17 protein-coding genes and 1 riboswitch are annotated in these 18,852 nt (G+C 72.2%); of the genes, 10 read left to right on the top strand and 7 right to left on the bottom strand.

What is annotated here, in order from left to right; translation table 11 throughout:
* The first annotated feature begins 12 nt into the window (after positions 1–12).
* From ACWD5O_RS27875 to ACWD5O_RS27850, 6 genes are all read left to right on the top strand, one after another.
* Positions 13–426: a VOC family protein gene (locus ACWD5O_RS27875; RefSeq protein ID WP_450087086.1), complete on the top strand. Its 414-nt coding sequence runs from the start codon at positions 13–15 to the stop codon at positions 424–426.
* A 61-nt stretch (positions 427–487) separates the two neighbouring features.
* A complete protein-coding gene (locus tag ACWD5O_RS27870) occupies positions 488–2,053 on the top strand; it encodes a glutamate synthase-related protein (RefSeq protein ID WP_450087085.1) in 1,566 nt (521 codons plus the stop codon).
* Positions 2,054–2,110: 57 nt separating this feature from the next.
* Entirely contained in the window at positions 2,111–2,629 is a 519-nt protein-coding gene (locus tag ACWD5O_RS27865; RefSeq protein ID WP_450087084.1) for a GNAT family N-acetyltransferase, read from the top strand.
* Positions 2,626–3,150: a GNAT family N-acetyltransferase gene (locus ACWD5O_RS27860; protein WP_354966631.1), complete on the top strand. Its 525-nt coding sequence runs from the start codon at positions 2,626–2,628 to the stop codon at positions 3,148–3,150. The genes ACWD5O_RS27865 and ACWD5O_RS27860 overlap by 4 nt, the downstream gene beginning before the upstream one ends.
* A 45-nt stretch (positions 3,151–3,195) precedes the next feature.
* Entirely contained in the window at positions 3,196–4,383 is a 1,188-nt protein-coding gene (gene dinB / locus ACWD5O_RS27855) for a DNA polymerase IV (RefSeq protein ID WP_450087083.1), read from the top strand.
* A 107-nt stretch (positions 4,384–4,490) separates the two neighbouring features.
* Positions 4,491–4,838: a hypothetical protein gene (locus ACWD5O_RS27850; RefSeq protein WP_450087082.1), complete on the top strand. Its 348-nt coding sequence runs from the start codon at positions 4,491–4,493 to the stop codon at positions 4,836–4,838.
* 69 nt (positions 4,839–4,907) lie between these two features.
* On the opposite strand, the gene ACWD5O_RS27845 is transcribed toward ACWD5O_RS27850, so the two are convergent.
* Both ACWD5O_RS27845 and ACWD5O_RS27840 read right to left on the bottom strand, forming a co-directional pair.
* The gene (locus ACWD5O_RS27845) at positions 4,908–5,555 is read right to left on the bottom strand and encodes a LysM peptidoglycan-binding domain-containing protein (protein ID WP_450087081.1); all 648 of its coding nucleotides are present in this window, start codon (positions 5,553–5,555) and stop codon (positions 4,908–4,910) included.
* 1 nt (position 5,556) lies between these two features.
* A riboswitch (cyclic di-AMP (ydaO/yuaA leader) is annotated at positions 5,557–5,728 on the bottom strand.
* A 381-nt stretch (positions 5,729–6,109) separates the two neighbouring features.
* Positions 6,110–7,276: a hypothetical protein gene (locus tag ACWD5O_RS27840; RefSeq protein WP_450087080.1), complete on the bottom strand. Its 1,167-nt coding sequence runs from the start codon at positions 7,274–7,276 to the stop codon at positions 6,110–6,112.
* Between the two features lie 418 nt (positions 7,277–7,694).
* Between ACWD5O_RS27840 and ACWD5O_RS27835 the strand changes: the two genes are divergently transcribed.
* A complete protein-coding gene (locus ACWD5O_RS27835) occupies positions 7,695–7,838 on the top strand; it encodes a hypothetical protein (RefSeq protein ID WP_450087079.1) in 144 nt (47 codons plus the stop codon).
* Positions 7,839–8,103: 265 nt separating this feature from the next.
* Here the strand turns inward: ACWD5O_RS27835 and htpG are convergent, their stop codons facing one another.
* Positions 8,104–10,032, bottom strand: a complete 1,929-nt coding sequence (htpG, locus tag ACWD5O_RS27830) for a molecular chaperone HtpG (protein WP_450087078.1) — start codon at positions 10,030–10,032, stop codon at positions 8,104–8,106.
* A 220-nt stretch (positions 10,033–10,252) separates the two neighbouring features.
* Here htpG and ACWD5O_RS27825 point away from each other — a divergent pair, with 220 nt between their 5' ends.
* Positions 10,253–10,951 carry an SDR family oxidoreductase gene (locus tag ACWD5O_RS27825; RefSeq protein ID WP_450087077.1) on the top strand — a complete coding sequence of 233 codons (699 nt, stop codon included), beginning with the start codon at positions 10,253–10,255 and terminating at the stop codon, positions 10,949–10,951.
* Positions 10,952–11,054: 103 nt separating this feature from the next.
* Here ACWD5O_RS27825 and ACWD5O_RS27820 read toward each other — a convergent pair whose 3' ends face one another.
* Both ACWD5O_RS27820 and ACWD5O_RS27815 read right to left on the bottom strand, forming a co-directional pair.
* A complete protein-coding gene (locus tag ACWD5O_RS27820) occupies positions 11,055–11,561 on the bottom strand; it encodes a hypothetical protein (RefSeq protein ID WP_450087076.1) in 507 nt (168 codons plus the stop codon).
* A 133-nt stretch (positions 11,562–11,694) separates the two neighbouring features.
* Positions 11,695–13,452, bottom strand: a complete 1,758-nt coding sequence (locus ACWD5O_RS27815; RefSeq protein ID WP_450087075.1) for a M28 family peptidase — start codon at positions 13,450–13,452, stop codon at positions 11,695–11,697.
* 319 nt (positions 13,453–13,771) lie between these two features.
* On the opposite strand from ACWD5O_RS27815, the gene ACWD5O_RS27810 reads away from it, so the two are divergent.
* Positions 13,772–16,576, top strand: coding sequence for an ATP-binding protein (locus tag ACWD5O_RS27810; protein WP_450087074.1), 2,805 nt, complete (start codon positions 13,772–13,774; stop codon positions 16,574–16,576).
* Between the two features lie 31 nt (positions 16,577–16,607).
* Here ACWD5O_RS27810 and ACWD5O_RS27805 read toward each other — a convergent pair whose 3' ends face one another.
* Positions 16,608–17,369: a hypothetical protein gene (locus tag ACWD5O_RS27805; protein WP_450087073.1), complete on the bottom strand. Its 762-nt coding sequence runs from the start codon at positions 17,367–17,369 to the stop codon at positions 16,608–16,610.
* Entirely contained in the window at positions 17,366–17,869 is a 504-nt protein-coding gene (locus ACWD5O_RS27800) for a SigE family RNA polymerase sigma factor (protein WP_450087072.1), read from the bottom strand. Before ACWD5O_RS27800 ends, ACWD5O_RS27805 begins: the two co-directional genes overlap by 4 nt.
* Positions 17,870–18,007: 138 nt before the next feature.
* Here ACWD5O_RS27800 and ACWD5O_RS27795 point away from each other — a divergent pair, with 138 nt between their 5' ends.
* A complete protein-coding gene (locus tag ACWD5O_RS27795) occupies positions 18,008–18,841 on the top strand; it encodes a DUF3152 domain-containing protein (RefSeq protein ID WP_450087071.1) in 834 nt (277 codons plus the stop codon).
* Positions 18,842–18,852: the final 11 nt, after the last annotated feature.

Genomic DNA, 18,852 nt, shown 5'->3' with positions numbered 1-18,852 from the left:
AAGCAGGGTGCTGTGCAGACGCGACTCAACCCGTACCTCAATTTCCCCGGCACCGCCCGTGCGGCGATGGAGTTCTACCACCGCGTGTTCGGCGGCGAGATGACGATGAACACCTTCGGCGAGTTCGGCAGCACGGAGCCGGGCCTGTCCGACCAGATCATGCACGCGCGGCTGGAGTCCCCCAACGGGTTCACCCTGATGGCGTCGGACACCGCGCCCGGGATGAACCATGTGCCCGGCACCAACATCGCGATCAGCCTCAGCGGCGACGACGCCGACGAACTGCGCGGCTACTGGGCGCAGCTCTCCTCGAGCGGGTCGGTGACCATCCCGCTGGAGAAGCAGATGTGGGGCGACGAGTACGGCCAGTGCGTCGACCCGTACGGCATCCACTGGATGGTCAACATCACCCAGCCCCAGGCCTGACCAGCGCACCGTCGCCGGTCAGCCGGTTTGGCCGACGGCGCGGGCGGAAAGAGTGCCGGGCATGAGATGGGCCCGTCGAGCCGTACCCGCCGTCGCCGCCGCGCTCGCCGCGCGGGACCTGATCCAGCGCGACCACGCGCTGCTGCGCAACTTCCCGGTGCTCGGGCGCGCCCGATACCTGTTGGAGGCGGTCGGGCCGGAGCTTCGGCAGTACATCGTGGCCGGCAACAACGAGGAGCGGCCGTTCACCCGGGACCAGCGCCGCTGGGTGTACGCGTCGGCGAAGCAGCAGAACAACTACTTCGGCTTCGGCACGGACAACGACATCGAGTACACCCCCGGTTATCCGATCATCAAGCACCGTACCTTCGGCCGGGCCGTGCCGCCGTCGACGCCGGCCGCCGGGCAGGACGTGCGACTGCCCTGCGCCAAGGTGCTCGGCGCGGCCCGGGGGCGGGCCCGCGCGTTCCGACCGGAGTCGGTGGTCAACATCTCCGGGATGAGCTTCGGCTCGCTCTCCGGCAACGCCGTCGCGGCGCTGAACCGGGGTGCCGCGCTCGCCGGCTGCCTCCAGAACACCGGCGAGGGTGGCCTGTCGCCGTACCACCGCCACGGTGGTGAGCTGGTCTTCCAGCTCGGTACGGCGTATTTCGGCTGCCGGGACGAGCACGGCCGGTTCAGCCTGGACCGGTTGAAGGATCTGGTCGCCAGCGCGCCGGTGAAAGCGCTGGAGATCAAGCTGAGCCAGGGCGCAAAGCCCAGCCTCGGCGGGCTGCTGCCCGGCGCGAAGGTGTCCGCCGAGATCGCCGCCACCCGGGGCATTGCGGCCGGTCAGGACTGCGTCAGCCCCTCCCGGCACGCCGAGTTCTCCGACTGCGACAGCCTGCTCGACTGGGTGGAGCTGCTGGCCGCCGAGACGGGCCTGCCGGTCGGCATCAAGTCGGCGGTCGGCGACCTGGGCTTCTGGCAGGAGCTGGCCACCCTGATGCGGGACACCGGCCGGGGCGTCGACTTCGTGACGATCGACGGCGGCGAGGGTGGCACCGGCGCCGCGCCGCTGATCTTCACGGACTCGGTGTCGCTCCCGTTCCAGCAGGGCTTCTCCCGGGTGTACAAGGTCTTCGCCGAGCACGACCTGCACGAGCAGGTGGTCTTCGTCGGCGGCGGCAAGCTCGGCCTGCCGGACAACGCCATCGTGGCGTTCGCGCTCGGCTGCGACCTGGTCAACGTGGGTCGGGAGGCGATGCTGTCGATCGGCTGCATCCAGGCGCAGAAGTGCCACACCGACACCTGTCCCACCGGCGTGGCGACCCAGAACGCCTGGCTGGTCCGGGGGCTGGACCCGACGCTGAAGTCGGTGCGCGCGGCCAACTACCTGCGGACGCTGCGCCGGGACCTGGTGAAGGTTGCCGAGGCGTGCGGCGTGGAGCACCCCGGCCTGATCGGCACCGACACGGTGGAGATCCTGGACGGCCGCACCGGCTCCACTCCCCTGCACGAGGTGTACGGCTACCGGCCGGAGTGGGGCCGGCCCTCGCCGGCCGACCGGGCGGAGATCGTCCGGCTGATGGCACCCGAGGCGCCGCAGGGCGGCAGCGCGACGCCCTCCCCCACCGCCGTCGGCTGACCGGCGCTCGCCGATAACCCCTGGAGGCGGACGCCGGGGGCCCCGTATCGTGGCGCGGTGCTGATCAGACGCGAGACGCCCGCCGATGTCGACGCCATCCGCGCGGTGCACGCCGCCGCCTTCACCGCGCCGGACGGTGGCGTACCGGTCGAGGCGACCCTGGTCGACGCGCTGCGCGCCGACGAGGGCTGGCTGCCCGCGTACTCCCTGGTGGCGACCGACCCGGACGGGCAGGTGGTGGGGCACGTGGTGGCCACCCGCGCCCAGGTGGCCGGTCAGCCGGTCGCCCTCGGCGTGGGGCCGCTCGGCGTGCTTCCCGACCGGCAACGGCGCGGGGTCGGCTCGGCGCTGATGCACGCGGTGCTCGGCGCGGCCGACGCCCGGGACGAGCCGCTGGTGGTGCTGCTCGGCCACCCCGACTACTACCCGCGATTCGGGTTTCGACCGGCCGTCGAGCTGGGCGTCACCCCGCCGCAGCCGTGGGGCCCGCAGTACTTCCAGGCCCGCCCGTTGAGCGCGTGGCGGGGGTCGATCCGGGGCGAGTTCCGGTACGCCGGCCCGTTCGACGAGCTGTGACCGCACCGCAGATCCGGCGGCGGCGCGCCACCGACCTCGACGGATGCGTGGCGGCGCTCGCCCTCGTCCATGGGGCCGACCGGTACCCGCTGAACTGGCCCGCCGACCCGCACCAGTGGCTACGCGAGCCCCGTCCGGCGCGCGCGTGGGTCGCCGTCGACGCCGACTCGGCGATCGTCGGGCACGTGGCGGTGCAACGGCTGCCCGACCCGGCGGACGGGTCGCTCGCCCGGCCGACCGCCGAGGTGACTCGCCTCTTCGTGTCGCCGACCGCCCGCGGGACCGGGCTGGGCGCTGCTCTGCTGACCCGGGCCCGGCGGTGGGCGGCCGAGCGCGGGACGGACCTGCTGCTCGACGTGGCTGTCAGCGACACCGCGGCCACCGCCCTCTACGAGCGCACCGGGTGGCGGTGCACCGGCACCAGCACGGCGCAGTGGACCGCCCCGGACGGCAGCGCCGTGTCACTTCATCACTACACGCTGCCAACGGGCGGGGAAATCAGCGACCGGCGGCCCTGTTAGCGCAGCTCACTGTGGTGATCGCGGACGCCATGCGAACATATGTACGTGTCGCCCGGGGCCAGCATCCTGCACGCCGACCTGGACGCCTTCTACGCGTCGGTCGAGCAGCGCGACGACCCGCGCCTGCGGGGGCGGCCGGTGATCGTCGGCGGCGGCGTGGTGCTGGCGGCCAGCTACGAGGCGAAGGCGCGGGGCGTACGCAGCGCGATGGGCGGCCAGCAGGCGCGCCGGCTCTGCCCGGACGCGATCGTCGTACCGCCCCGGATGTCGGCGTACACGGCGGCCAGCCGGGCGGTGTTCGAGATCTTTCGACAGACCACCCCACTGGTCGAGGGGCTCTCCATCGACGAGGCGTTCCTGGACGTGAGCGGTCTGCGCCGGCTGGTCGGGCCGCCGGCCGACATCGCCGAGCGGCTGCGCCGGGAGGTCCGCGAACGGGTCCACCTGCCGATCACCGTGGGCGTGGCCCGGACGAAGTTCCTGGCGAAGGTGGCCAGCGGGGTGGCGAAGCCGGACGGCCTGCTGGTCGTCGCGCCCGACGCGGAGCTGGCGTTCCTGCACCCGCTGCCGGTGGAGCGGCTGTGGGGCGTCGGCCCGGTCACCGCGGCCAAGCTGCGGGAACGGAGGATTCGTACCGTCGGCGAGGTGGCCCGGCTCGGCGAGGCGGCGCTGGTGTCAATACTCGGCGCGGGCGCCGGCCGGCACCTGCACGCCCTGGCGCACAACCGCGACCCCCGGGCCGTGCTGGTCGGCCGCCGACGCGGCTCGATGGGCGCGCAGCACGCGCTGAGCCGTACGCCACACGCGCCGGCGGAACTGGACGCCGTCCTGGCCGGCCTGGTCGACCGGGTCACCCGGCGGATGCGGGCGGCCGGACGGTCCGGGCGCACGGTGATGCTGCGGCTGCGCTTCGGCGACTACACCCGGGCCACCCGCTCGCACACCGTCCGCAAGGCGACCGCGGACACCACGCCGCTGCTCGCCGCCGCGCGGGCGCTGCTGGGGGCCGCCCTGCCCGAGATCGACCGGCGGGGCGTCACGCTGATCGGCGTCTCGGTCGGCAACCTGGACGACAACCCGGTCCAGCCGGAGCTGCCGTTCCACCACGATCCGGGAGCCGAGCTGGACGCCGCGGTGGACGCGGTCCGCGACCGGTTCGGATCGGCGGCGCTCACCCGCGCGGTGCTGCTCGGCCGTGATCCGGGCGTCGAGATGCCGCTGCTGCCGGACTGACCGCACCAGGTGGCGGGGCGAAAGCGCCGAACATCACAGCGGCGAGGGGTTTGGCGACGGCCGCAGCGGTCACGTAGTGAAGATCAGTCTGACCAGGGGGGACCACCATGTCCGACGACACCAGCAACCGTCCGAGCCGGCGCGAGCAGCGTCCCGGCGACGTGACCGACCCGCTGCTCTGGCAGCTCGCGATCGACGTGCTCAGTGCACATGAGCCGGACGAGGACGGCGCCTGCCGCAACCTGCTCTGCGCCGGCCAGCCGTGGCCGTGCGCGGCCCGCAGCTCCGCTGAACAGTCGCTCCGGCTGGCCCGTGGTGCGGCCGGCACACCGTCCACAGTCGCTCCGACGCGGGGCGAGGAAACAACCGCATCCGCTGACCGGCCCGCTGAGGGCGTTCCGACCGCGCGCCGGGCCTGGTCGGCGCGTCCCGAAGCCGCCGTGTCGGCCGCCTGACGCCCACCCCTTCTCGACACGCCCGCGGGCGCCCGGCCGGAGTCCGGTCGAGCGCCCGCGCGTCGTGTGTCAGAGGGCGAGCCGCTGACCCGGGAAGATCAGACCGGGGTCGCCGCCGACCACATGACGGTTGCGCTCGTACAGGGCCTGCCAGCCGCCGGCCACCTGATGGGCCTGGGCGATCTCGGACAGGGTGTCGCCCGGCTTGACCAGGTACGTCCTGCCGTCCGTGGAAGGCGCGGTGCGCTCGTGGTTGCGGGTCGCCGGCTGCTCGCCGCGCGACGACCGCTCCCGGGGCTTGGACGTCGACTCGGACTTCCTCGTCGCGGACTTCGCGGCGGAGCCGCCCGACGAGCCGCCCTTCTTGCCGCAGGTCGGCCAGGCGCCGATGCCCTGCCCGTCGAGCACCTTCTCGGCGATCGCGATCTGCTCGCCGCGGCTGGCCAGGTCGGCGCGGGCGGCGTACTTCTTGCCGCCGTAGCCGGCCCAGGTGCTCTGCGAGAACTGCAACCCGCCGTAGTAGCCGTTGCCGGTGTTGATGTGCCAGTTGCCGCTGGACTCGCACTGGGCGATCGCGTCCCAGTTGACCCCGGCCTGCGCCGGGGCGGCCGGGCCGAAGAGGGCGACGGCGCCGGTGACAGCGCCGACGGCCAGGGTGCCGACGGCGACGCGGCGGGTGGTGACCCGTCGATGACGGGGCGTGTGTGCAGATGACATGTGAGGCTTCCTCCACGCCGGCGAGGTGAGCTGTCGGGTTCGGGCCGAGGAGCCCGGCCGCGCGGTGGCGGCTTCACCCCGAGGTGACGTGCACCGAGGAACGTTGGGTCCCCCGCTCCTGCCCGGGTGACTGGGTTCCGACGACCGGGGGCAGGATTTGGCGTTGCCGGTCGCGGTGTCCGCATTGGCGAACCCGACCGACGTTAGGCACGGTCGGTGACGGTCGCCCACCCCCTGTGAACTTCTTCACCGGGCCGCGCGGGGCGAGTCGCGCAGCGGTTGCGGGCGATCGAAGTGTGTGCAGTGACCACCATGGACCGTTTCCGATCAGGCCGGCGTTTCAGGTCTCGTGCTGGAGCCAGGCCACGATCCGGCGAGCAGTTCGACGTGTCCCGGCGACTCGTACGACCGGACGTCGTGACCGAGGGCGCTGTAGACGATCCGGCTGGTCCCGACGGTTCGTGCCCAGACGAGCGGTGGGTGGTCGCGGCGACCAGGCGACTTCGCACCGCTCGCCGCATCCCCTGGTACGCCGACTGTCCCGCCCGGTGCGGTCAACGGCCGCCGGGCGGCGTGGCACGGCGAATCCGGGCGGCCGTCATCTGACACGCCTGCGCCTCGTCGACCAGGCAGCCGGCGAGCAGCTCGCGGCCCCGGGCGAGAACCGCGAGGGCGTCGGGGTGGCCCGGCAGCCACTGCTCGGCGTCCCCGACAGTCAACTCGGCCCGATGGCCGGGCAGCGGCGTCGCCCCGGGTGGCAGGCCGCCGAGCCGGTCGAGGTGCCCGGCGGAGAGGATCTGGTACCACATGGCGTCGGGGATGAGCGCGTCGGCGAGCATCTCCACCCCGGGCCGCCGGGTCACCGGCTTTCCGTCGCTCGGGAGCCGCTGCGACCACTGTGGCGTGCTCACCCGACGGCTGTCCGGCTCGGCGTCCACTCCGGCCCAGGCCAGCAATCCGCTGTGCGCGTGCAGCTTGTCGCGCAACCGGTGCATCGGCCCGGCCAGGTCGCCAGCGTCGGCAGGGTCGGCGCGCGGCTGCGCGACGGAGAGCGCCGCTGCCGGTAGCACGTCGTGGTAGCCGCCGACGGTCGCGGCCACCAGCCGGTTGGTGAGGTCGCCGGCGAGCAGGGTCACCGTGATGGCTGTGGGCAGAGTAGACAGTACGGTGGCGGTGGCTGAGCCGGCCGCCTCGGCGGTGAGCGGAACCCGCACGCCGAGCACGACCGCGCTCAGCTCGTCCGCGGGTCCGCGCTCGGCGTGCAACCAGTCGAGCGCCACGTTCAGCAGGGGCGGGGGCAGTTGGCACGGGGCGTCGCCGAACGGCGCGCCGAGTGGCCCGCGCAGGTAGGCCCGGGCGGACACGCCGAACTCCTCGATGTCGTGGCTCGGGCCGCGCCGGGCCACCGAGACCAGAGCGTCGCGCACACCGGCATCGCGCAGTTGCCGGGCCAGCAGCTCCGGTATGGCGAGGACATGCTCGGCGGGGATCGGGCCGAAGTCGATCACGAGGAGCTGCGCGCCGGGCAAGGCGATCGGTGACGAGACGACGGCCGGGCCCACCCGCTCCCCGCCGGCTCCCGTCGCTTCGAGTCGGAGCAGAGCCTGCCGGAGCGCGGCCACCGCGACGGGCACACCGGCGTCGTCCGAGCGGACTTCGATCGTCAGGCTGTGCTGCTCGCGCAGAGTTTCATCGATATCTAGCACTACGACGACGGCCATGTGTCCCCCAATAGTGGCGCATCCGCACTCCTGCGGCAGCCCATTCCTGAACCCCGCTTCGCACGTCGATCGGAATGGAGGAAGAGATATTTGCTTATGTCTATTGACAGTGGAAGGGGCCCGTCGGGGAGCATATTGCCGTCGCAATTTTCCGGGAGCCCTGCCGGGTGCGGAGCGCTCCAAACTGGCCAATCTGTCCCGTTAGCGCGAATACGCGCAGCATGAAATAGCGCTGCCCGGATTCCACGATGTAACACAATCGAGGAGGTCAGCGCTATTTGCGAATCCCAACGACTATCGCCGCACTTTTCCCAGCCCTTCCGTAACGGCCGAGGCCTGTAATCGCCGTACGGGGTGCCGGCTGCCTCGGTAACGTCACCCGCAGCCGGGTGGCGGCCCGCCGGTCCGGTGCGAGGGGGTGAGCGTCGTGGCCGGCTCGGGCGGATCCCGGGGCGTGGTGGTCGGCGTCGCCATCGGCACCACCAGCACCAAGGCGGTCGCCTACGACACACGGGGCCGCCAGATCGCCACCCACTCCGTCGCGCCGCCCAAGCGTCACTGACGCCGCACGCGAACGGAGCGTTGGATGAATGCCATGGCCGCGTCAGTTGCCGACCCGGCCACCGCCGGATGCGCGTACTCCGCCGACCTCGACGCGTCGTAGACGTTGTCCGTCTGCTCCTCGGGCAGCGCCGTGATCTGGATCAGCGGCGTCGGGTGGGCTCGGCGCGGCCATCGGAGTAGTGAAGCTTGTGGCTACCTGCAGACGCTGCATGATCCAGAAAGCGATGCCGCCCCATCCGACGAAAGGATCAGTCCCCCTCCGGCTACAGGGTGCGGGCCAGCCGGTCAGCGAGGGCCCGGGTGAATCGGGCCGGGTCGGCCAGCTCGCCACCCTCGGCGAGCACCGCCAGCCCGTACAGCAGCTCGGCCGTCTCGGTCAGCGCCTCGGAGCTCCCGCTCTGCTCGTGGGCCTTGCGCAGCCCGGCAACGAGCGGGTGCCCGGGATTGATCTCCAGGATCCGCTTCGTCGACGGGACCTCGTGCCCCATCGCCCGGTACATCTTCTCCAGGGTCGGGGTGAGATCGTGCGCGTCGCCGACGACGCAGGCCGGTGAGGTGGTCAGCCGCGACGACAGGCGGACCTCCCGGACGCTGTCCGCAAGGGTGGTGCCGAGCCAGTCGAGCAGCCCGGCGAACTCCTGTCGCTGCTGCTCGCGCTCGGCCTCGGCCTGCTGCTTCTCCTCGTCGGTGTCCAGGTCGACCTCACCCTTGGCGATCGACCGCAGCGGACGGCCGTCGTACTCGCCGACCCGCTCGACCCACACCTCGTCGACCGGGTCGGTGAGCAGCAGCACCTCGTGGCCCTTGGCCTGGAACGCCTCCAGGTGCGGGGAGTTCTCGATGGTGGCTCGGGAGTCGCCGGTGGCGCACCAGATGTCGCTCTGGCCGTCCTTCATCCGTGCCACGTAGCCGGCCAGGTCGGTGGGCTCGGCCGGGTCGTGGGTGGAGGCCACCGACAGGATCTCCAGCAGGGTGTCGCGGTTGTCGGTGTCGTCGATCAACCCTTCCTTGACCACCGCGCCGAACTCGGTCCAGAACGTGCGGTAGCGCTCGGGGTGGTTGGCCTTGAGGTCCCGGACCGTGGCGAGGACCTTACGGACCAGCCGACGGCGAACGATCTGGATCTGCCGGTCCTGCTGGAGGATCTCCCGGGAGATGTTCAGCGACAGGTCGTGCGCGTCGACCACGCCCTTGACGAAGCGCAGGTAGGTGGGGATCAGCGCCTCGCAGTCGTCCATGATGAACACACGCTTGACGTAGAGCTGGACGCCGCGGCGGCCCTGTGGGGCGAACATGTCCAGCGGGGCGTGGCTGGGCAGGAACAGCAGCGCCTCGTACTCGAAGGTGCCCTCGCCCTTCATGTGCACGACCTCGAGCGGGTCGGCCCAGTCGTGGCTGACGTGCTTGTAGAACTCGTGGTACTCGGTGGCGTCGACCTCGTCGCGGGGCCGCGCCCAGAGCGCCTTCATCGAGTTGAGCGTCTGCACCTCGCTGGTGGGTGCCTCGCCGTCGACGCCCGGGCGCTCGACGAGCATCCGGATCGGCCAGGCGATGAAGTCGGAGTATCGCTTGATGATCTCCCGGATGGTCCACTGGGCGGTGTAGTCGTGCAGGTTGTCCTCGGTGTCGGCCGGCTTGAGGTGCAGGGTCACCGTGGTGCCCTGTGGCGCCTCGTCGACGGTCTCGATCGAGTACGTGCCCTCGCCGGCGGACTCCCAGCGGGTGCCGCCGGCCTCGCCGGCCTTTCGGGTCAGCAGGGTGACCCGGTCGGCGACCATGAACGTGGCGTAGAAGCCGACGCCGAACTGGCCGATCAGGTCCTGCGAGGCGCGGGCGTCGGCGGACTCGCGCAGCTGGCGCAGCAGCTCGGCGGTGCCCGACTTGGCGATCGTGCCGATCAGCCCGACGACCTCGTCGCGGGTCATTCCGATGCCGTTGTCCCGCACGGTCAGGGTGCGGGCGTCCCGGTCGACCTCGATGGCGACGTGCAGGTCGTCGGTGTCGGCGACGAGGTCCTTGTCGACAAGTGTCGCCAGCCGCAGCTTGTCCAGCGCGTCGGACGCGTTCGAGATGAGTTCCCGCAGGAAGACGTCCTTGTTCGAATAGATCGAGTGGACGACCAACTGGAGGAGCTGACGCGCCTCGGCCTGGAACTCCAACGTCTCGGCCTGGTTGCTCACACCGTCTCCCATGTCGGCTCGTGCGGAGGTTCGCGGACAGGATACGAGCCTTCACCGGCTGGGTCGTGCCCGCGTCCGGGTCGTATTCCCGATCCGGCGATGCGGCTTCATGAGATAGCTGACTTTGCCTAACGTAAGTCAGCCCGATAACGTCTCGGTGAGCAAGAGGCCGCACGAGCCTGACGACCCACCGTTCCGCCCGAGCAGCGGCGCGCGACCCCTGGAGCAGACCATGAAGATCGCTGGAAGCACCGCCCTCGTCACCGGCGCCAACCGCGGCTTCGGCCGGCACCTGGCCGCCGAACTCCTCTCCCGGGGCGCGACGGTCTACGCCGGCGCCCGCAACCCGGACAGCGTCGACCTGCCCGGCGTGACGCCGGTCCGGCTGGACATCACCGACCCCGCCTCGGTGGCCGCCGCCGCCGCGCTGGCCGGCGACGTGAACCTTTTGATCAACAACGCCGGCATCTCGACCGGGACGAACCTCCTCGATGGCGACCTGGACCTCGTCCGCCTGGAGCTGGACACCCACTTCCTCGGCAACCTGTCGATGGCCCGGGCGTTCGCGCCGGTCATCGCGGGCAACGGCGGCGGGACGATCCTCAACGTGCTCTCCGTGCTGTCCTGGGTTCACTTCCCCACCGCCGGCGCGTACAGCGCCGCGAAGGCGGCCGAGTGGGCGATGACCAACGCGTTGCGCGCCCAGCTCGCCGACCGGGGAATCCGGGTCGCCGGCCTGCACGTCGGCTATATGGACACCGACCTGACCGCCGGGGTCACCGCCCCGAAGTCCGACCCGGCGGTCATCGCGCGGATCGGCGTGGACGGCATCGAGGCCGACGCCTACGAGATCGTGGCCGACGACATCAGCCGGCAGGTCCAGGCCGGGCTCGCCGGCGGCGTCGCCGCGCTCTACCCGCAGCTGCCCTGAGCTGCGACACCACGGCCGTGATCGGGCCGCCGCCGGCTTCCCGGCGGCGGCCCGTCCTCGGGTACGCGGTCAGCTCCGTCCGCGCACCCGCCTCAGCTGCCGGTCAGCAACCGCCACAGCTGTAGAAGAGGATGTCCCAGTGGCTGCCCTCCTTGGTGTAGAGGTTGCCGGAGGGGGCCCGGTACTGGTAGCCGAAGCCGGCGATGTAGCCGACGTACGTGTAGTTCGCGGAGATGTAGCTCTGGATGCAGGTGCTCAGCGCGATGTCCAGCTTGTAGCCGTTCCAGTGGCTGTACGTCCCGCCGGCATGCCCGACCTCGGTGCCGGCGGTGATGGTGACCGCGCAGCCGCTGGCCCGCTTGAAGGTGATGATGCCGCTGATCGTCGCCTGTCGGACCCCGTCGAACGAGGTGCAGGTGGCGACGTTGCGGTTGCTGCAGTTACCGCTGGAGGTCCAGGAGACGTTGGCGGCGCTCAGCTGCGAGGTGGCGCTGGAGTGGCTGATGGCGAAGGCCGGGGCGGCGAGACCGAGCGCGGCGCCGACCGCGGCGAGGGTGGCCACCAGCAGTGTGAGCACGCGGCGGCGCAGGGTGGATCGGGTGGTGGACATGGCACTCCCGTTCGCGTGAGGGGTGGAATTTTTGCGAACCAGGGGCCGGCCTTGAAGGATTTCTACCAGAGATAGACAAGCATGACTAGGTGCCGGGTAGAGGCGGTCTCCCGCCTCCACCCGGCGACCCACGTCAGCTCGCCTGTAGCGTCACGTCGTCGATCACGAAGCTGGTCTGCAACGAGGAGTCCTCGGTGCCGGTGAACCTCAGCGTCACCGTCTGCCCGGCGTACGCGGCGACGTTGAAGGTGCGCTGGACGTAGCCCGCGGCGGCGTTGAGATTCGAGTACGTCGCCAGCGTGGTCGAGCCCACCTGCACGGTGAGCCTGTCGTACGCCGTGGAACCGGTGGTCTCCGCGGTGTCGATGTGCAGCCAGAACGACAGCGTGTAGCTGGCGCAGCCGGCCGGCACGGTCACCGACTGGGTCAGGGTGTCGGTGTGGGTGCTGCCGTACCCGTCGAGCCACGCCTTGTACGACCCGGTCCGCGCCGGCTGACCGCTGGAGCTGGTGATCACACCGGAGGACGCGGTCCACGGCGTGCTGCCGCTCTCGAAGCCACCGTTGCCGATCACCTGGCCGCCCGCGCAGCCTCCGGTGCCGGTCACCGTGAGCGTGAGGCTGGCGCTGCGGGTGACCGAGCCGGTGCCGGTGACCGTGATGGTGAAGGTGCCGGTCGCCGCGCTGGCCGACGCGGTCAGCGTCATCGTGGCCGAGCCCCCCGAGGTCACCGAGGACGGGCTGAAGGAGACGCTCACGCCGCTGGGCGCGCCGGAGGCGGAGAGGCTGACCGACTGCGCCGAGCCGGCGGTGGTGGCGGTGATGACCGTGGCGGTGGTGCTGGCACCCCGTGCGACCGAGCGCGCGGTGGGGTTGACGGCCACGGAGAAGTCGTTGGTCGGGGTGCCACCGCCCACGGCGAGCTGCCACAGCGCGTACGCGACGCCGTCCGCGGCCCGGTTCAGCACCGTGGCGCTGACGTTGGCGGTGGTGTCGCAGGCCCGGTGGTAGCAAGGGTCGTAGGCGGAGTTGGCGGTGCCGCCCCACTTGGCCGCCTGCGCACTGGTCTTGCGGGCGCTGGCGCCCGCGGCGTAGCCGGAGGTGGGGATGCCGGCCTGCTGGAAGTAGTAGTCGTCGGAGCGGCCCTGACCCTCGACGTTCTCCTCCGGTTGCAGGCCCAACGAGTCCCAGTACGCCTTCAGCGGCGCCGCCGTGGTGGAGGTGACCCGGTTGATGAAGTACCCACCGTTGGTCGAGCCGACCATGTCGAAGTTGTAGTAGCCCTTGATGTAGCCGCGCTGGGTGGCGTTGAGCGAGTTGACGTAGAAGCGGGAGCCGTTGAGCCCCTGCTCCTCGTCGGTCCACCAGGCGAACCGGACCCGCTTGGTCATGGTCGGGTTCTGCGCGGCCAGGACCAGCGCGTTCTCCAGCAGGGTCGCCGAACCGGTGGCGTTGTCGTTGATGCCCGGCCCGGCCGAGACGCCGTCGAGGTGGGCGCCGAACATGACCACCTGGTCGGCCGGACCGCCCGGCCACTCCGCGATCAGGTTGTCCGAGGGGTACGTGCAGCTTGAGCAGTACTGCTCGCTGACCGTGTAGCCGGCCGACTGGAGCCTGGTCTTGACGTAGGTGAGCGAGGCGGTGTAGCCGGCCGAGCCGGCCCGTCGGTTGCCGCCGTTGCTGCTGGCGATGGAGTTGAACTGGGTCAGGTGCGCCTGGACGTTGCTGACGGAGATGTCCGGCGCCGCCAGGACGGCGGCGGGTGCGGCGATCGGCCGGGCCACTGCCGTTCCGACGATGGGTGACGCGGTCACCGGCTGGGCGGCCAGCGTCACCGTCATCCCGGTGAACACGGCGAGCGCGATGCCCGCGCTCAGCGTTCTGCCTCTCATGGGGGCTCCTCGGGGGTTGGAGAGATAACCGAGACACTTACAGATATCAATGTCTTGGGCATCGGTCGTTCGTCCGGAACGCCCACCGGTTCGGTGGCCACCACCGCACTGCCCAGCGAGTAGCCCAAACTGGCACGACGGGGACGAAATGACTTGTTTCGCCGCCGCCGCTCCGGACGCCGAGCGCACGTCGACCCGGGCGGCCGGATCAGCGGGTGCCGGCGTCGGCACAGGTGAGTGAAGGTGCCAGGATGGGTAGGTAACGCCAGCAGGGGTCATCGGGCCCGGAACGGGGGCTTGCGATGGGGCCGGGTCGAGCGTGATACGACCCAGCACGGACCTGTTCACCGACGGCGGTGACACCGGCCGGTTGATGGCGGAGCTGGACTGGACCGCCAGCCCGCTCGGCCCGGTGACCGGCTGGCCGCAGAGCCTGCGCGCCGCCGTACGGATGGTGCTCAGCTCCCGCTACCCCATGCTGCTGCTGTGGGGTGACCGCTTCTCCCAGCTCTACAACGACGCCTACTCCGCGCTGATCGGTGACAAGCACCCGGGCGCGCTCGGCGATGACGTGCGGGTGACCCTCGCCGAAGGCTGGGACGTGCTCGCCCCGCTGATCCAGCAGGCCATGGCGACCGGGGTGGCCAGCTGGGCGCCCGCCCTGCGACTGCTGCTGGAGCGGGCCGGCTACCGCGAGGAGGCGTACTTCAGCGTCTCGCACGCCCCGGCCCGCGACGACGAGGGCCGCACCGTCGGCGTACTGACCGTGTGCAGCGAGGTCACCCAGCAGGTGGTCGGCGAACGGCGGCTACGACTGCTGCGTGACCTGGCGGTACGCGGCGACGGACGCACCGTCGACGTGGACGCCACCGGCGCGCGGCTGATCGACGCGATCGAGGCCCACCCACTGGACGTGCCGTTCGCCGCGATCTACCTGCGCGACGGCACCCTGCTGCGCCGGGTCGCCTGGGCCGGCGGCGCCCCGGGTGACGCCAACGTGGCGAGGGCGCTGCCGGAGGTCACCGAGCTGACCGACCCGAGCACGGCCGCCCGCGCCTGGGGTCTGCCGGCCGCCGCCGAGGGCCGACCGACCGAGGTGACCGACGTCGGCGATCGGCTGCCACTGCCGGCCGGCCCGTGGAAGGACCCGGTCGACACCGCGCTGGCGCTGCCGCTGCCCTCGGCCGCCGAGGCCCAGCCGCTCGGCGTCCTGCTGGTCGGGGTCAGCCCCAGCCGCGGGCTGGACGAGGCGTACCGCTCCTTCTACCACCTACTGACCCAGCAGGTCTCGGTGGCGCTGCGCAACGCGCGGGCGTACGAGGAGGAGCGACGCCGGGCCGAGGCGCTGGCCGAACTGGACCGGGTGAAGACCGGCTTCTTCACCAACGTCAGCCACGAGTTCCGCACCCCCCTCACCCTCATGCTCGGTCCGTTGGCCGACGCGCTCACCGACGCCACCGCGCCACTGGCACCGGTGCAGCGAGAGCGGGTGGAGACCGCCTGGCGCAACGCCACCCGCCTGCTGACCCTGGTCAACAGCCTGCTCACCTTCTCCAGCCTGGAGGCCGGACAGGCCCGCAGCGATGCCCACCCGGTCGATCTCGCCACCCTCACCGCCGAGCTGGCCGGCGTCTTCCGGGCCGCCATCGAGCGGGCCGGTCTGACCCTGGAGGTCGACTGCCCGCCATTGCCCCGGCCGGTCACGGTGGACCCGGTCAACTGGGAACGCATCGTCACCAACCTGCTGTCCAACGCCCTGAAGTACACGTTCATCGGCCGGATCCGGGTCGCCCTGGAGGCCGACGGCGAGGAGGTGCGGCTCACCGTCACGGACACCGGCATCGGCATCGCCGAGCAGGAACTGCCGAAGCTCTTCGAACGCTTCCACCGGGTGCGCAGCGCCCTCTCGCGCAGTCACGAGGGCACCGGCATCGGCCTGGCCCTGGTGCACGAGCTGGCCCGCCTCGAGGGTGGCGAGGTCCGGGTGACCAGCCGGGTCGGCGTCGGCAGCACCTTCACCGTCGCGCTGCCGTGGACGTCGGCGCGCCCCGCCGTGCCGACCGGATCACCGCCCAACGGGCGGGGCGACGCGGCCCGTGCCGCCGTCCAGGAGGCGGTGACCTGGCTGGCCGACCCGGGCGGTGGCGTCGCGGAGCCCGATCCGGCGTCCGGCTCCACCGGGGACGAGCTGACCGGGGCCCGGATCCTGGTGGTTGACGACAACAGCGACATGCGGGCGTACCTGAGCCGGCTGCTCACCGGGCAGGGCTGGCGGGTGCGGACCGTCACCGACGGTCGGCAGGCCCTCGACGCGGTCCACCGCGACCCACCGGACCTGGTCCTCACCGACGTGATGATGCCGGTGCTGGACGGCTTCGAGCTGGTCCGCCGGCTGCGCGCGGACCCGGCGACCCGGGCGTTGCCGGTGCTGGTGCTCTCCGCCCGCGCCGGAGGCGACGCCAGCGTGGCGGGCCTGAGCCTGGGCGCCGACGACTACCTGGTGAAGCCGTTCGCCGCAGCCGAGCTGATCGCGCGGATCCGGGCCGTCATCCGCCGGTCCCGCGCCAGCGCGGCGCCCCGGCCCGACGCGGCGCCGGCCTGGTCCGACGACATCCCACCGGCATTCGACGCCAATCCGGCGGCGGCGCGACCTGCCCCGGCCACCACCGTCGCGCCGATTCCGACGGCCGCGGACCCGCCGGGCCACCCGGCCGACACTCCCACCCGGAGCGCCATCGCGGAAGCGGTCGGCGACGCTCTCGACATCGGATGGACGTACCCCTCCGCGCCCACGTCGGCGGCGGCGATGCGCCGCGACGTCCGGCTGGCGCTGAGCGGCCTGGACGTCGACCCGGACGTGCAGGACCTGCTGCTCGCCGCGTCCGAGGCGGTGAACAACGCCGTCGAGCACGCCCAGCGACCCAGCCGTCCGGAGGTGCGGGTCCGGCTCCAGGCTGGCGGCGGCCTGGTCCGGATCTCGGTACGCGACTTCGGCACCTGGCGGGACCGCCGGCCGGCGATGGACCGGGGACGGGGCGCGCTGCTGATGAACGCCTACGGCGACGTGCGGCTGGTCTCCACCAGCGAGGGGACGACGGTGACCATCGAGGGTCGGCTGGCCTGAGCCGTCGGCCGTCCGCGCGACGGCCGGCGCGTCACAGCCGACGGTTGCCAGTGTCGCGGGCGATGATGCCGTCCAGCCGATCCCCCGGCACCAGCTCGGCCGGGTCGAACCAGAAGATCACCACCTGCTTGTCGGCGCTCCACCGGGCCAGCCGGGCGGCGACCTGGCGGCCGTCCACAGTGCCGGTGATCCGGTGCGCCGGGCCGACGAAGTAGCCGAACGTGGGCACCGGCGCCGCGGCTCCCCCGCTGTCGTAGCCGATCTGATGGAACCCGGGGCTGCGGTCCGCCCCCTCGACGTCGTTGACCAGCAGATCCGTGGTCAGTGTGCCGTCCGGGGCGCGGCGGCCGGCGGCCAGCCCGATCTTCACCCGGGGCTGACTGGGCACCGACACCGGCACGACGTAGTACACCCGCTGGTCGCCGCCGTGCCGGACCCCGCTGTCGACGACCTGGCCCAGTGGCGAGGGCGGCGGCTCCGCACGGCCGATCGTGGTCGCCGCCGTGGGTCCGGGCGTACCCGGCGGCGTCGGGGAGACGCCGACCGGCGGCGTGGGGGCGACGGCGACCTGCGGCGGACGCTCGACCGTACGCGGATCGCCCGGTAGCGCGCCGACCACCACCGCGACGACGGCGGCGACCAGCCCGACGGCCAGCGTCGTCGCCCCGGCTCCGGCGACCCGGCGGCGACTCCGCAACCGCCGCCCGTCGCGCATGACGGCCGCCAGGTCGAGGGTGGCCTCGGGTCGCTCGGTGGCCCGCATGGCGTGGCGGAGCCGGTCCAGCTCGCTCATCGGCACGCCTCCTGCCTGTCGACCGCGCTCGCTCCGGTGGCGCGCAGCTTCTCCAACGCCCGTGAACTGGTGCTCTTGACCGTGCCCACCGAGATGGTGAGTTCCCGGGCCACCTGCGCCTCCGGGAGGTCGAAGTAGTAGCGCAGCACGACGATGGCCCGCTCGCGAGGGCTGAGCGCGCCGAGGATCGCGGTCAACCAGCGCCGGGTGGCCACCTCGTCGGCCACGTCGGCCCGCCGTTGCTCCGGGACCTCCTCGGTCGGATACTCCCGGATCGGGCGCCGCCATCCGTCCACCAGGTGGTTGACCAGGATGCGGCGGGCGTAGCCGTAGGCGTCGTCGTCGCGGATCCGGGACCAGGACGCGTAGGTGCGGGCCAGCGAGGTCTGCGCGGCATCCTCGGCCGCGTGATGATCCCCGGTCAGCAGGAACGCGGCGTGGACCAGCCGCGCGGACGCCGCCCGCGCGAACTCGACGAACTCCGCGTCACCCCGCGCCACGCCGAACCCTCCCCCGTGCCACACAGTTACGGACGGGCGAGGACCACGAAAGGTTGAGTCTCCCTGAGATCAACTTTTTGGCGAGGTCACCCGTCTCCTCCCCTGCGGCGCCGCAGACCGGCGCGCGAGGGGAGAGACATGTCGACGAAGGCTACCCGTCGAGGACAGGGCGCCTCTGCGACCTTGCTACTGGTGGCGGCGCTGCTCACCGGCTGCTCACCGGCTGCGGCCGGGCAGCCGGCCGCCGGTTCGCCCACCACCGGGCCGAACCGCAGTGGGCAACCCGCGGCGGGGCGGGCCACGACCGGCCGACCGCCGGGAGCCGCCGGTGTCACGCCCTCCCCGGCCGCCCCGATCAGCTACCCCGCGACCGGCGGCGACCGCTGGTCGACGGCCGCCGCCGAGAAGTCGTCCGGGCACGGCGACAGCGGGCGGCTGCTGCGGTACCGGGTCTCCGTGGAGCGCGACATCCGCGGCCTGCCGGTGGCCGACGTCGCCGCGGCGGTCTCCGCGACACTCAACGACCCGCGCGGGTGGACAGCCGGCGTCACCTGGCGGCTGCGCAGGGTGGGCGCCGGCACACCGACCGACTTCACCATCTACCTGGCGACCCCCGGCACCCGTGACGAACTGTGCCAGGACGTTCCGGACGGCTACACCTCGTGCCGCAACGACCAGCGGGTGGTGCTGAACGTGGCCCGCTGGGTCAAGGCGGTGCCGGGATACGGCGCCGGCCTGGCCACGTACCGGCATTACATGGTCAACCACGAGGTCGGGCACCGGCTCGGCCTGGGTCACGAGCGGTGCCCGGGGCGGGGCCGGCCGGCGCCGGTGATGCAGCAGCAGACGCTGGGCCTGCACGGGTGCACCGCGAACGCCTGGCCGTACCCGGACGGGGTTCGCTACCGCGGGCCGATCGGGGCGTACCACGACGAGATCCCACCGCGCGAGGGCGCTCGGCCGGCTCGCTGAGGCCGGCGGCC

The organism is Micromonospora sp. NPDC005161 (assembly GCF_053599855.1).
Note: the sequence above shows the minus strand (reverse complement) of the source record. Positions and strands in the feature narration are given on the sequence as shown.

Coding starts and splice junctions, on each gene's coding strand:
- ACWD5O_RS27845 (WP_450087081.1), bottom strand. CDS start 5,555: ATGTCATCTGCACACACGCCCCGTCATCGACGGGTCACCACCCGCCGC.
- ACWD5O_RS27825 (WP_450087077.1), top strand. CDS start 10,253: ATGAAGATCGCTGGAAGCACCGCCCTCGTCACCGGCGCCAACCGCGGC.
- ACWD5O_RS27805 (WP_450087073.1), bottom strand. CDS start 17,369: ATGAGCGAGCTGGACCGGCTCCGCCACGCCATGCGGGCCACCGAGCGA.
- ACWD5O_RS27795 (WP_450087071.1), top strand. CDS start 18,008: ATGTCGACGAAGGCTACCCGTCGAGGACAGGGCGCCTCTGCGACCTTG.
- ACWD5O_RS27815 (WP_450087075.1), bottom strand. CDS start 13,452: ATGAGAGGCAGAACGCTGAGCGCGGGCATCGCGCTCGCCGTGTTCACC.
- ACWD5O_RS27870 (WP_450087085.1), top strand. CDS start 488: ATGAGATGGGCCCGTCGAGCCGTACCCGCCGTCGCCGCCGCGCTCGCC.
- ACWD5O_RS27820 (WP_450087076.1), bottom strand. CDS start 11,561: ATGTCCACCACCCGATCCACCCTGCGCCGCCGCGTGCTCACACTGCTG.
- ACWD5O_RS27850 (WP_450087082.1), top strand. CDS start 4,491: ATGTCCGACGACACCAGCAACCGTCCGAGCCGGCGCGAGCAGCGTCCC.
- ACWD5O_RS27840 (WP_450087080.1), bottom strand. CDS start 7,276: ATGGCCGTCGTCGTAGTGCTAGATATCGATGAAACTCTGCGCGAGCAG.
- htpG (WP_450087078.1), bottom strand. CDS start 10,032: ATGGGAGACGGTGTGAGCAACCAGGCCGAGACGTTGGAGTTCCAGGCC.